The sequence below is a fragment of the Clostridioides sp. ZZV14-6009 genome, assembly GCF_020658095.1.
Taxonomy (GTDB): Bacteria; Bacillota; Clostridia; order Peptostreptococcales; family Peptostreptococcaceae; genus Clostridioides.
Window position 1 is genome coordinate 186,172 of sequence record NZ_JAGWDG010000002.1, and the last position, 12,704, is coordinate 198,875.

General features: G+C 28.6%; 14 protein-coding genes. All 14 read right to left on the minus strand.

The genetic code is table 11. The annotated features are described in order from the left end of the window. Nucleotides 1-47: 47 nt before the first annotated feature. A complete protein-coding gene (gene rpoD / locus KGF36_RS04180; protein WP_227432810.1) occupies nucleotides 48-1,214 on the minus strand; it encodes an RNA polymerase sigma factor RpoD in 1,167 nt (388 codons plus the stop codon). 17 nt (nucleotides 1,215-1,231) lie between these two features. Then, nucleotides 1,232-3,058, minus strand: a complete 1,827-nt coding sequence (dnaG, locus tag KGF36_RS04185) for a DNA primase (RefSeq protein WP_227827316.1) — start codon at nucleotides 3,056-3,058, stop codon at nucleotides 1,232-1,234. A gap of 228 nt (nucleotides 3,059-3,286) precedes the next feature. Further along, nucleotides 3,287-4,072 carry a 3-deoxy-7-phosphoheptulonate synthase gene (aroF, locus tag KGF36_RS04190; RefSeq protein ID WP_227827315.1) on the minus strand — a complete coding sequence of 262 codons (786 nt, stop codon included), beginning with the start codon at nucleotides 4,070-4,072 and terminating at the stop codon, nucleotides 3,287-3,289. Continuing rightward, nucleotides 4,053-4,559, minus strand: a complete 507-nt coding sequence (gene folK, locus KGF36_RS04195) for a 2-amino-4-hydroxy-6-hydroxymethyldihydropteridine diphosphokinase (RefSeq protein WP_227827314.1) — start codon at nucleotides 4,557-4,559, stop codon at nucleotides 4,053-4,055. Before folK ends, aroF begins: the two co-directional genes overlap by 20 nt. Continuing rightward, the gene (folB, locus tag KGF36_RS04200; RefSeq protein ID WP_227432804.1) at nucleotides 4,552-4,917 is read right to left on the minus strand and encodes a dihydroneopterin aldolase; all 366 of its coding nucleotides are present in this window, start codon (nucleotides 4,915-4,917) and stop codon (nucleotides 4,552-4,554) included. Before folB ends, folK begins: the two co-directional genes overlap by 8 nt. A 10-nt stretch (nucleotides 4,918-4,927) precedes the next feature. Beyond that, nucleotides 4,928-5,719 carry a dihydropteroate synthase gene (folP, locus tag KGF36_RS04205; protein WP_227827313.1) on the minus strand — a complete coding sequence of 264 codons (792 nt, stop codon included), beginning with the start codon at nucleotides 5,717-5,719 and terminating at the stop codon, nucleotides 4,928-4,930. A 66-nt stretch (nucleotides 5,720-5,785) separates the two neighbouring features. After that, nucleotides 5,786-6,358 (minus strand): GTP cyclohydrolase I FolE, encoded by a 573-nt coding sequence (gene folE / locus KGF36_RS04210; protein WP_003429416.1) that lies wholly within the window; start codon nucleotides 6,356-6,358, stop codon nucleotides 5,786-5,788. A 25-nt stretch (nucleotides 6,359-6,383) separates the two neighbouring features. Beyond that, complete coding sequence (locus KGF36_RS04215) at nucleotides 6,384-7,085, minus strand: hypothetical protein (protein ID WP_227827312.1); 702 nt, start codon at nucleotides 7,083-7,085, stop codon at nucleotides 6,384-6,386. Nucleotides 7,086-7,121: 36 nt separating this feature from the next. Next, nucleotides 7,122-7,862 carry an aminotransferase class IV gene (locus tag KGF36_RS04220; RefSeq protein ID WP_227827311.1) on the minus strand — a complete coding sequence of 247 codons (741 nt, stop codon included), beginning with the start codon at nucleotides 7,860-7,862 and terminating at the stop codon, nucleotides 7,122-7,124. Next, on the minus strand, nucleotides 7,852-9,201 hold the full coding sequence (pabB, locus tag KGF36_RS04225; protein WP_227854565.1) for an aminodeoxychorismate synthase component I: 1,350 nt from the start codon (nucleotides 9,199-9,201) through the stop codon (nucleotides 7,852-7,854). The genes KGF36_RS04220 and pabB overlap by 11 nt, the downstream gene beginning before the upstream one ends. 1 nt (nucleotide 9,202) lies before the next feature. Then, nucleotides 9,203-9,787 (minus strand): anthranilate synthase component II, encoded by a 585-nt coding sequence (locus KGF36_RS04230; RefSeq protein ID WP_227827309.1) that lies wholly within the window; start codon nucleotides 9,785-9,787, stop codon nucleotides 9,203-9,205. A gap of 26 nt (nucleotides 9,788-9,813) precedes the next feature. Then, a complete protein-coding gene (locus KGF36_RS04235) occupies nucleotides 9,814-10,533 on the minus strand; it encodes a polysaccharide deacetylase family protein (RefSeq protein ID WP_227827308.1) in 720 nt (239 codons plus the stop codon). A gap of 27 nt (nucleotides 10,534-10,560) precedes the next feature. Beyond that, nucleotides 10,561-11,625: a CAP domain-containing protein gene (locus KGF36_RS04240; protein ID WP_227827307.1), complete on the minus strand. Its 1,065-nt coding sequence runs from the start codon at nucleotides 11,623-11,625 to the stop codon at nucleotides 10,561-10,563. Between the two features lie 159 nt (nucleotides 11,626-11,784). Continuing rightward, nucleotides 11,785-12,594, minus strand: coding sequence for an MORN repeat-containing protein (locus KGF36_RS04245; RefSeq protein ID WP_227827306.1), 810 nt, complete (start codon nucleotides 12,592-12,594; stop codon nucleotides 11,785-11,787). Between the last annotated feature and the right edge of the window lie 110 nt (nucleotides 12,595-12,704).

Here is a 12,704-nt window from a genome sequence, read left to right on the forward strand (position 1 = left end):
CACTTATCCCATGGCCTTTATTACAAAAACATTAATGATGTATCTTTTTAATCTAAATAATCTCTAAGTTTTTTTGATCTACTTGGATGTCTTAATTTTCTTAGTGCTTTTGCTTCTATTTGTCTTATTCTTTCTCTAGTTACATCAAACTCTTTTCCAACCTCTTCAAGAGTTCTAGCTCTTCCATCTTCAAGACCAAATCTAAGTTTTAATACTTTTTGCTCTCTATCATTTAATGAGCCAAGGACATCTTCTATTTGTTCTTTAAGTAGAGAATATGCTGCTGCCTCAGCTGGAGCTGGTGCATCATCATCTGGAATAAAGTCTCCTAAATGACTGTCCTCTTCTTCGCCTATTGGAGTTTCTAAAGACACTGGGTCTTGAGCTATTTTCATTATCTCTCTTACTTTATCTTCTGTCATTTCCATTTCTTTTGCAATTTCTTCTGGTTTTGGGTCTCTTCCAAGTTCTTGAAGCAGTTGTCTTGATACTCTTATTAATTTATTTATAGTCTCTACCATATGCACTGGTATTCTTATAGTTCTAGCTTGGTCTGCTATAGCACGTGTTATAGCTTGTCTTATCCACCATGTTGCATAAGTACTAAACTTGTAGCCCTTTGTATAATCAAATTTTTCAACAGCTTTTATAAGACCTAAATTTCCTTCTTGTATTAAGTCTAAGAAAAGCATACCTCTACCTACATATCTTTTTGCTATACTTACAACTAGTCTTAAGTTCGCTTCAACTAATCTTTGCTTTGCTATCTCATCGCCTTCATGCATTCTTCTAGCAAATTCTACCTCTTCATGTGGCTTAAGTAGAGGAATTTTTCCTATTTCTTTTAAGTACATTCTAACAGGGTCATCTATACTTATCCCTTTTGGTAATGATAAATCCACAGTTTCTATTTCTATTGCAGAAGAGTCCTCATGTGAAATTACTTCTGCATCTTCATCTATGTGGCTCATATTTAAATCGTCATCAGTAGCCGAAAAGTCTATATCAGCTTTATAGTTCTTTGTTTCTGTTATTTCTATTCCCAAATTACCTAAAGTTTCATAAAGATTTTCTACCTGATCCTTATCAAGTTCAGTTTCAGAAAAAGCTTCCATTATTTCTGCAAGCGTCAATGAACCTTGCTTTTTTCCTTTTTCTATTAATGTCTTAGCGGTAACTTTTTTTAACTCTTTTTTATTCGACTTATTTTCCACACTCAAACCTCCTTTCTCTACAAGCTTTTTAAAATTTTATTTATCTCAACTATTTTTAAAGCAATTTCCATAACTTTACCATCTACCTCTTTCATATCATTATTATTTTCTAATTCTTGTTGTTCTTTCAACAAGTTATTAATTTGTTCTTCTAATGAGTTCTTTCTGATATTTGTTATTATTCCTTCTATTTCTTTTGTGCTCTCTAAGTTTATACTATTCAAAGAAATTGAATTTAATTCTTTTAAGTATTCTTCGGATATGTTTAAACTTTTCAATTTGTCAATAGTTATTTTGTCCAATTCTTGATTTTTAATCATGTAATTTAAAATTTCTTTACTTTCATCCAATAAAAAATCACTTTCTTCTACCTTAAGTAACGCTATTTCTCTAATTTTTTTGTCTTCTAACATTATTTTTATTAGAGTTTCTTCAACTAATTGTTTTCCATCTTGTCTAACTTCGACTTTTTCAATTACTTTTTCTTCTATCTTTTTCTGGTTTTTGTTATTATATGGTTTATTGTAGTTTTTACCATATACTTCCCTTTTTATAGACTCGACATTAATATCTATTTTATTGCTTAAATATTTTGTATAAAAATCAATTTCTACAGGACTTGTCAATTGTTTTATAATCTTAGAAGCTTCTTTTGCAAACTTCACTCGTTCTTCATCTTTTTGAATATTGAATTCTTTTTTAAGATGATCTATTTTATATTTTATGTAGTGAGTAGAAACATCCATTGCCTTTTTATAATCACTAAGTCCGTATTTTCTTACAAATTCATCTGGGTCTTTAGAATCTTTCAAATCCAAAACTTTTACAGTAATACCTAATTTAATAAGTATATCTATAGCTCTTAAAGTCGCTTTTATTCCAGCTTCATCAGAGTCATAAGATATAATAGCAGTATCCGCATATCTTTTTATTAAAATACCTTGTTGTTCAGTCAAGGCTGTTCCAAGGGTTGCTACTACATTTCTTATACCATACTGATAAAGTGAAATTAAATCCATATATCCTTCAACTAAGACTATAGTTTTATTATCTAAATTTTTTCTAGCAAAATTTAATCCATATAAATTTTGTTTTTTATTGAAAATTAATGTGTCTGGAGAATTTAAGTATTTTGGTAAAGAATCATCTAGTACTCTTCCTCCAAATCCAATTATGTTTCCTCTATAATCAAATATAGGAAACATAACTCTATTTCTAAATTTATCATAGCAATTAGTTCCATCTCTATTTCTTGCAATTAGACCGCACTCCAGTAAATCTTGTTTTGTATACCCTTTATTAATAAGAGTATTCATAAGAGAATTCCATGAATCCAAAGAAAATCCTAGACCAAACTTTTTAATTATTTTATCATCTAGCCCTCTAATCCTTAAATATTCATACCCAAGATTTTTACTTCCTAATAAGTTTGAAAGATAAAATCTAGCAGCTTCTGTATGAATATCTTGAAACTTTTTAGATTTCTCTATTTTCATTCTAGTTTCTTCATTCATGTTGGTATTAATTTCTATACCGCATTTATTTGCTAAAATTTTTACAGCATCCATAAAATCTAAATTTTCCATTTTCATGACAAAATTTATCACATCTCCACCTTCACCACAACCAAAACACTTATAAATTTGTTTTGACGTATTTATATAAAAAGATGGAGTTTTTTCCCCATGAAATGGACATAATCCTTTATAATTAGCTCCAGATTGTTTTATACTCATATATTCAGATATTATACTTGCTATATCACATCTAGCTTTTATTTCTTCAATAATGTCTTTTATATCATTCATATTATCACCTTCTGGTGTAATTTTTTGTGTTAACATTTCTATTCTACACTATATTCTAAATTTGTCAATCACTCAATATACAGAATTCGACTTTTTTTATTGATATCCTTCTTATTAATCAAAAAATTTTTATTTTTTATGTTAATTCCATCAATATTAAATTTTTATTTATATCAAATATTCTAACTATTAAATTATATATCTATTATCTTATAAATTCACATCAAAAACTATCACGAATAAAAAAGAGGCTCTTGCCTCTTTTTAATAAACACTAATTGATTTCATCAAATCTTCAAATTCATCAAAGCAGAGAGATTGAATCCCATCTGATAGAGCATTTTCTGGGTCTGGATGAACTTCTATCATTATTCCATCTGCTCCACATGCAAGTGATGCCATTGACATAGGTTTTACTAAATATCTAACTCCAGTAGCATGACTTGGGTCTACTACAACAGGAAGTCCCGTTTCTTTTTGAATAATCGGTACAGCAGCTAGGTCTAATGTATTTCTAGTATAATCATTGTATGTTCTTATACCTCTCTCACACATTATAATATTACTATTTCCTTCTATTGCTATATATTCTGCTGCACCTATCCATTCAGTAATTGTTGATGCGATTCCTCTTTTTAACATAACAGGCTTATTCTGTTTTCCGACTTCACTTAAAAGAGTAAAGTTTTGCATATTTCTTGAGCCAATTTGAATTATATCACTGACACTATATAATTCATCCATATCTCTTATGTCCATAAGTTCTGTAATAACAGCTATACCAACCTCTTCTTTAACTGCTTTTAATATTTCAAGACCTTCTTTTTTTAATCCTTGAAATGAGTTTGGTGATGTTCTTGGCTTATATGCTCCTCCTCTTAAAATATTTGCACCATGACTTTTTACAAATTTAGCAGTCTTTAAAAGTTGCTCATAACTTTCTATTGCACATGGTCCAGCTATTACAAGTTTATCTTCTTTTACAGTTATTTTTTTATTATTTGTATTTATCACTATCTTTGAATTATCATTAAATAGGTTTTTTCTCATAACCTACAAGCTCCTTTACTTCTTCTATTTCTTTAGCAGATAGGAGGTTTAAATATTCTTTTATTGATTTTTTATTTATTAAAAGTTCCTCATTCAAATCCATAAGTGGTATCAAAACAAAAGCTCTATCTTGAATCCTTGGATGTGGTATTAGTAATCTTTCATCAGTTAAAACTACATCATTAAAAAATAGTATATCTACATCGATAGTTCTTGGACCCCAATGTACTATTCTCTCTCTATGCAATTCTTCCTCTATTTTTTGACAATATTCTAACAACTCATAAGGTTCAAACTCTGTTTCTATCTCTACACACATATTAAGAAAATCTGCTTGTTCTGTATATCCCCATGGCTTTGTTTCATATAATTTTGATTCTTTTACTTCATATATAGAATCACTATCTCTCAAAAGTTCACATGCTTTTGATAAATTATCAAATCTATTGCCCATATTAGTCCCTATTCCCAAATAAGCCTTATTCATCTCTTGTTCTCCTTATCTCAACACCAAAGTAGTCATAAATTCCATTTACAGGAGCTTCTGGCTTTCTAACTCTAACCATAACTCCATTTACAAGGTTAAATTTATTTAGGACTTCTTCAGCAATATTCTCTGCCAAAGCCTCCAAAAGATTAAATTGTTTATTTTCTGTAATATCCTTAACAACACTATAAACTTCAGCATAGTTTACAGATTTATTTATATCATCACTAAGTCCTGCTTCTCTTGAATCAACATAAAGTTCCATGTCGACAAAAAATTTCTGACCTAGAAAATTTTCTTCTTTAAGCACACCATGATATCCATAGAATCCTAGATTACTAAGTAATATTTTATCCATCATACTACACCTACTTTCTATATATTGCATCAGTCATTTTAGCTGCCATTAAATTTTCATAAACATCATGCACTCTAACTATATCTACACCATCTCTTATTCCAAGTACAGTAGTAGCTATTGTGCCTTCCAATCTCTTTTTAGGTTCAACTGGAAGTACTTTTCCTATTACTGATTTTCGAGATGTACCAAGTAAAATAGGATAGTCTAATTCTTTTAATTCTTTTAATCTTCTTAATACTTCTATATTTTGCTCAAATGTCTTCCCAAACCCTATCCCTGGATCAAGAACTATTTTTTCTTTTTTTACTCCACAGCCTATTGCCATTTTTATGCTCTCTTTAAAGAAGTCTTTTATTGACTCCATTATATCTTTGTCATAGTTTGTCCCATCTTGATTATGCATTATACATACTTCTGCATCATATTTTCCCACTACAGAAGCCATATTCTTATCTTTTCTAAGACCCCAAACATCATTTACCATAGTGACACCTAATTTTAGGGCTTCTTCTGCAACATCTGCCTTGTAAGTATCTATTGATATTGGTATATCTAATTCTTTTTTAAGTTTTTTTATCACAGGGATTACTCTTCTTAGTTCTTCCTCCGAATCCACATAGATATGACCTGGACGTGTAGATTCACCACCTAAGTCAATTATATCAGCACCTTGTTCAACCATTTCTTTTGCATGTTTTATTGCTATGTCTAAATTACTAAAGTCTCCTCCATCTGAAAAACTATCTGGAGTTACATTTAATATACCCATTATATAAGTTCTTTTACCATAATCAAACACAGTTAATGACACTCCCTTAAATTAAAATTTATATCTTATCAAGCGATTATTATCTACAATAATTCACTACTTCATAGTAATTAAACTCATAGCTTCAGCTCTTGATGCAATATCTTTTTCAAATATACCTCTAACCGCTGATGTAACAGTTTTTGAACCAGGTTTTTTTACACCTCTCATTGTCATACACATATGTTCAGCTTCTACTACTACTAAAACACCATATGGCTGCAACTCTTCCATTATTATGTCTGCCGCATTTTTAGTAATTCTTTCTTGTAGTTGAGGTCTTTTTGCTAATGTATCTATTACTCTAGCAAGCTTAGAAAGCCCTGTAAGTCTTCCACCTTTTGGTAAATAAGCGATATGTGCCTTTCCAAAAAAAGGAACTAAATGATGCTCACAGCATGAATAAAATGGAATATCTTTTACTAATACTAATTCTTCATGCTTTTCATCTGCAAAAAGAACTTTTAAGTGGTCTCTTGGTTCTTCACTAAGACCAGAGAATATCTCTTCATACATTCTAGCAACTCTATTTGGAGTCTCTATTAGACCTTCTCTATCTGGGTCTTCACCAATTGCTTCTAATATTTCTCTTACTGCATGTTGTATTTTTTCTTTATCTACTTTATTCATTTAAACTCCCCCCATTGACTCGTGACTAGAAGATTAATTTTATAATCTTTTTTGTCTCAATTTCTTTAAAAATATAATTATAAACATCTAAAAGTTTTTGATAGTCATAATTTTCACTTACCTTTGATACTAGGTTAAAAAGTTCATTATTTTCTTTTTTCAAAACTTTTAGCAATTTTTTATCTTTTGGTACCCATTTATCATTTATATTAAAGTACCCAATTATTATATCTTTTAAATATAAATTCGTCAAAAAATGATATTCAAAAACATCAAATTTTTCTTTATTTTTCAACTTTGATATCTTTGTTCCAATATCTTGTTTCAAAAAAGACTTTTCTTCTAAAGATAATTTACTAGGACCCTTTAAGTAAATATCTCTACTTATATCTTTTATGGTATCGGATATATTCTCCATATCAAAGAGAACCTTAGCATCTTTCATCTCTTTCACAAAGAAGTACTCTCTATCTGATAATAATTTTTTTACACCATCTTTTGAAAAATAATTTATATCAAATTCTATTCCCTTTTGTTCAAACAGTACTCGCTCTTGTTTTTCCCCTTCTTTTACAAAAACAAATACATCAATATCATTAATTTCTAAATCATAAAAACTAAAATCTACATCTTTACTAGAACCCACTAGAAATACTGCTAATGTGTTTGGATTGTCTATTATTTTTTTTATATTTTCACTATATACTTTATAAGTATGACTTACCATCTCTTATCTCCAATAAATTGTTAATATTTTAATTTATTACAAACACTCTATTATTTTATTAAAAATAACATTTTCTTTGTTAAATTCTGTCTTGTCAATTTCTGTAACTTTCATTGCTCCCATAAGACTATTTGTGACAAAAACAAAATCAAAACTACTAATTTCTGATATATTAATTTCATTTTCCACCAACTCTATATGTAATTCGTCACAAATCTTTATAATCCTTTTTTTTATTGTTCCATTTAAAATTGGTAATTTACTACTTGGTGTATATACTTTACTTCCTCTTATAAAGAATATATTGCTCATAGAACACTCTAAAATCACACCATCTGAATTTATAAATATCCCATCATTGTATCCATTCTTATTTGCAATATCTTTAGTATAAATATTTTCAAAATAATTAGTAGTCTTATGTCTATAGATTAGGCTATCACCCCTGACTATAGGCGATATAGTCAATTTCAAACCTTTATTATATGTTTCTTTATTGTATGGAATTTCTCTAATAGATATATTGTAACCTTCATCAAAAACGGTAATCCTAAGTGCTTTATTAATAATATTTTCTTTTTCTATGTATTTAACAATTTCATCTATTAGGAATCGCTTTTCATAATTTATATTCAAATCCAAACATGTTATCGAATTAAGCATCCTATCTATATGTGTATTTAAATCTATAGCTATACCATCTTTAACTTTAATAGTCTCAAATAACCCAATTCCAAATTTACTCAAGCTACTATTAAAGCTTAAATTATTCTTCATAATATCCCCTCAAGGCTTTCATTATAGATTTTGCTTTATCTAGTGTTTCTTGGTATTCTTCATCTGGGTCAGAATCCCAAGTCATACCTCCTCCAACTTGAAAATATACTTTTTTATCTTTTTTTATTATAGTTCTAATTGCTATATTAAAATCCATATCACCATTAAAACCTATATACCCAATTGAACCAGTATATACATTTCTCTGTGTTGGTTCCAGTTCATCTATAATTTCCATTGCTCTAATTTTAGGTGCTCCTGTTATAGAACCACCTGGAAAAGTTGCTTTTATTATATCAGTAGCATCCTTATCATCTTTTAGTTGCCCTACAACTGTTGAAACCAGATGGTTTACATTTGCATAAGGTTCAATTACAAACAACTCTGGAACTTTGACACTTCCAGTTTTAGATATTCTACCAATATCATTTCTTTCTAAATCCACTATCATAAGTAGCTCTGCTCTATCTTTTTCACTATTTTTAAGCTCCTCTTGAAGCTTTAAATCTTCTTCCTTATTTTTACCTCTTGGTCGAGTGCCTTTTATTGGTCTTGCCTCTATTTTTTTATCAATACATCTTATAAATCTCTCTGGAGAATTTGATAAGATATGTGCTTCTTCAAAATTTAAAAATGCTCCAAATGGTGCTGGACTAAATCTTCTTAAATCTCGATATAACTCAAAACTTGTCAGTTCTGTTTCCCCACTAAACCTTTGTGTCAAGTTAGCTTGATATATGTCACCTTGTTTTATGTACTCTCTAACATTTTCAACTGCATTTTTAAATTCTTCCTTTGTAAAATTAGATTTAAGTTGAATAGGTTTTACATCTTTTTCCTGATAACATATACTATCTATTCCTTTTTTCTCTTCTCTTAATATTTTTTCTTCTATATCAGCTATTATTTTTTCTTCTACTTTTATATCTATATCTGGAGTAGCTATGTAAGTTTTTTCCTTTAAATGGTCTATTACTATAACATGGTTATAAAATCCAAAATACATATCAGGTATCTCAATATCATCTATAGCAGTTCTAGGTAATTTTTCTATATAATTTCCCAAATCATAAGACAAATATCCTACAGCTCCACCTATAAATGGCAAATTAGTTTTATTTATAACTTTATATTTATCTAATTCTTTTTTCAAATTTTCTAATGGATTTTCATCAGTATTTTTATATCTTAATACTTTAAATGGCTGGCTACTTATAAAAGAATATCTTCCTAATTTTTCTTTGTCCATAGCACTATCTAATATAAAACTATCATTTTCATTTCTAAAAATAGTAAATATCTCAAAAGAATTTAATTTAGTTTTTATTTCTCTTATCATCTTATATATCCATCCTTTCCCTAGCTTCTTTTATAAAGTTTTTCAGCATTTCATGACCATACTCTGATAAAATAGCTTCTGGATGAAATTGTACTCCTTCTATTAAATACTTCTTATGTCTAATTCCCATTACTTCACCTATATTTGTTGTTGCAGTAACTTCAAGTTCTTCTGGAACTGTATCAGAATCAATTATAAGCGAATGATACCTAGTAACATTTAAAGGATTTTTAAGACCACTAAAAACTCCCTTATTAATATGGTTTATACTATATACTTTTCCATGAACAGGCTGTTGTGCTTTTATTATATTACCCCCAAAAACATGTCCAATAGTTTGGTGCCCTAAACAAATTCCTAGTATAGGCTTCTTACCTTTAAAATATTCAACAATATCTATACAAATCCCAGCTTCTTTTGGAGAACATGGACCTGGAGATAACACAATTACCTCTGGATTTAGTTCTTCAATACCTCTTAATGTTATTTCGTTGTTTCTTTTTACTATAACTGTTTCCCCCAATTCTTCTATATATTGTACTAAGTTATATACAAAAGAATCATAATTGTCTATCATGAGAATCATACTATAAATCTCCCCCCCAAAAAAAATTATTTCATTAATTCAGAAACTGTAACAAACTTAAAGCCTTTTTCTATCATCTTTGGAATAAACATGTCCAAAGCTTTAACTGTATCATTAGTTGCATAGTCATGTAAAAGTATTATATCTCCATTTTGTACTTTATTAATTATTTTATCTGCGATACTATTAGCTCCAGGATTTTTCCAATCCTTCACATCTACTCCTGTCCATAAAACTACTTTATAATCATGCTTTTTTGCAATTTCTAATAAATCCTTTTCTCTGTAACTCCCAAATGGTGGTCTAAATAATGTAGGTTTCTTTCCAGTAACTTTCTTTAAAATTTCTTCACACTTAACAATCTCTTCTTCAATTTGACTAGAAGTTAAATTGCTTATATCAGGATGATTAAAAGTATGATTTCCTATTTCATGCCCTTCTTTACTTGCTCTTACCAATGGTTCTTTATACCACTGTGCATGTTTTCCAGCTATAAAAAAAGTAGCCTTTACGTTATACTTCTTTAACACATCTAAGACTTGACTAGTTTCTTTAGGATGAGGTCCATCATCAAAGGTAATTGCTATTAGTTTCTTTTCCCTTGAACCATGTTTAATTAAAATATTTTCATTTGTGTCCGTCATTAAAGCAGAAACCTTACTAAAATTGGCTATTAGTATTATTCCACAAAACAAGACTACTGCTATTAAGCACTTAAATATTGTCTTTTTTTTCCCTGGTGTCATTTTTAAACTTCCTTTCAAATATTTTAGTTATTTATAAAAATTTTGAGTGTAATACGTTTTATAACTTCCTCCAAATATTACTCCAACTCCAATATTATTATAATTCCCCAAAATATTTTTTCTATGTCCTTCTGAATTCATCCAAGCTTCATGTGCATATATTGCATTAATCTGTCCTGCTGCTATGTTTTCTCCTGCTGAGGTATATATTATTCCTTCTCTTTTCATTCTATCAAATGGAGTTTCATCTTTTTTGTTTATATGGTCAAAAAAATTATTATCTCTCATATCTTCACTGTGTTTTCTTGAACTTAAAGTAGCTTGTTCACTATATCTTAGTGAATTCAATCCTCTTTGATTTCTAACACTGTTTACAAGGTCTATAATTTCAAATTCAAAACATTTTTTAAGCTCTTCTTTATCGGTTGGATATAATTCTTTGAACTCATCTTCTGTAGTTTTATCAATTATTAAATATGAACAAACTCTATTTTTTTCATGAATATCATAGAAAATTGTAATATATTTACCTCCCTTACTTATTATATCATATTGATTTTCTGAATTTATTATATATCTAGTATTTCCTTTTTTCTTATATTTTAATGGCGTAATCTTGTTTCTCACTGTCTGTCTATCTTGATTTATTTTTATATCTTGATTTTCACATGAGTCCATAGAGTTGCTGTAAAGTGCAACTACCTCATCACTTTCAATACCAACCATTGCAAAATCTTTTCCATATTGGTTGTATACATACCAGTCAAATCCATATTCACTAGTATCAATTCTGCCAGGCTTTCCAATATTAGCTAAAACTTGAGTTAAGTTTTCTCCTAAATTTAGTTTTTCAAAATTTTTTATATTAGTCTCGTTTAAATTATTCTCTCCATTATCATCTGGTTGTGAGTTTTGATTTTTCTCATCTTCCTTTTTCTTTGAATTATCACCTAAGTTTATTTTATCTAAAAACTCACTCCATATTTCGCTTTGAAAAAATTCTTCTTTCAAATCATCTACTTCTCTCAATAATTCAGGACTATAAAATAAAACAATAAGTATTACTAATACTAAAGCAATTAATTTTTTCAATATATTCCTCCTTTAAAAAACTTCACTAAAAATTTCTAATATATACATTATCATGTATTAATAATGATAATATATACTGATTAAATCCTATTAACATCTGTTTATATTTTTTTTATTTAATAAGTATTATAAAAAAGCTTTACCTATTAATAGATAAAGCTACAATCTTAATGAAAATATTTCATCTAAAGTTCTGTCAAAGATAGATGGCTTATCAAATTTCCAAGTTCCTTCATAAACTAATTCATTATTTAGATAAAAAGTACCTTGGCCATGCTTTTTACCATGCATAAATTCTCCTACATATTTCTTTCCTTTTGCCCATATGTAAGTTCCTTTTCCATGAATCAAATTATTTTTCCATTCTCCTTCATAAAGTATTTCTCCTTCACTATTATAACAAATACCATATCCCTCCATCTTTCCACCTTTAAATTCTCCTGCATATATACATCCATCATTCCATTTATAGATGCCTTTTCCATCTTTTTTGCCATTCTTCCAAGTTCCAATATATTCATCTTTACTGTTATAGAGCATATTCCCAATGCCATTCATCATGTCTTCCTCAAAATAACCTATATACTCATTACCGTTTGAAAATACAAAATTTCCTTTTCCATTTTTTTTATCTTGTTTAAACTCTCCTATGTACTCCATATCAGTTCCTTCATCCACAAAAAAAGTATATGAACCTTGACCTTCCATCTTTCCTTCTAAAAACTTTCCTACATATACATCTCCATTAGAAAATTTATATATTTTATTTTTTGGCTTTTTTGTGTCTACATCATCTATATCTCGAATTGTTTTTCCTTCTAATTCCAAGACTTCACTTTCTGATGCAAAATCACCTTTTTTTAAAACACGTTTTTTCATATTTTTTATGCTTCTAATCTCTTTGTTTACTTCATTTATATATTTTAAATAATTATCATACAAATCAACATATTCTTTAGATAAATTCATAATGCCATTCCTCCAACGTTATTCATAGATATTTTATTAAATCTATTAAATTTATTATATCCTAATATTGGTCATGTTTTCTACACATTGAGTAATTTTTTCAATTTTAA

Coding starts and splice junctions, on each gene's coding strand:
- dnaG (WP_227827316.1), bottom strand. CDS start 3,058: ATGTTAACACAAAAAATTACACCAGAAGGTGATAATATGAATGATATA.
- aroF (WP_227827315.1), bottom strand. CDS start 4,072: ATGAGAAAAAACCTATTTAATGATAATTCAAAGATAGTGATAAATACA.
- folK (WP_227827314.1), bottom strand. CDS start 4,559: ATGAATAAGGCTTATTTGGGAATAGGGACTAATATGGGCAATAGATTT.
- folB (WP_227432804.1), bottom strand. CDS start 4,917: ATGGATAAAATATTACTTAGTAATCTAGGATTCTATGGATATCATGGT.
- folE (WP_003429416.1), bottom strand. CDS start 6,358: ATGAATAAAGTAGATAAAGAAAAAATACAACATGCAGTAAGAGAAATA.
- KGF36_RS04215 (WP_227827312.1), bottom strand. CDS start 7,085: ATGGTAAGTCATACTTATAAAGTATATAGTGAAAATATAAAAAAAATA.
- KGF36_RS04220 (WP_227827311.1), bottom strand. CDS start 7,862: ATGAAGAATAATTTAAGCTTTAATAGTAGCTTGAGTAAATTTGGAATT.
- pabB (WP_227854565.1), bottom strand. CDS start 9,201: ATGATAAGAGAAATAAAAACTAAATTAAATTCTTTTGAGATATTTACT.
- KGF36_RS04230 (WP_227827309.1), bottom strand. CDS start 9,787: ATGATTCTCATGATAGACAATTATGATTCTTTTGTATATAACTTAGTA.
- KGF36_RS04235 (WP_227827308.1), bottom strand. CDS start 10,533: ATGACACCAGGGAAAAAAAAGACAATATTTAAGTGCTTAATAGCAGTA.
- KGF36_RS04245 (WP_227827306.1), bottom strand. CDS start 12,594: ATGAATTTATCTAAAGAATATGTTGATTTGTATGATAATTATTTAAAA.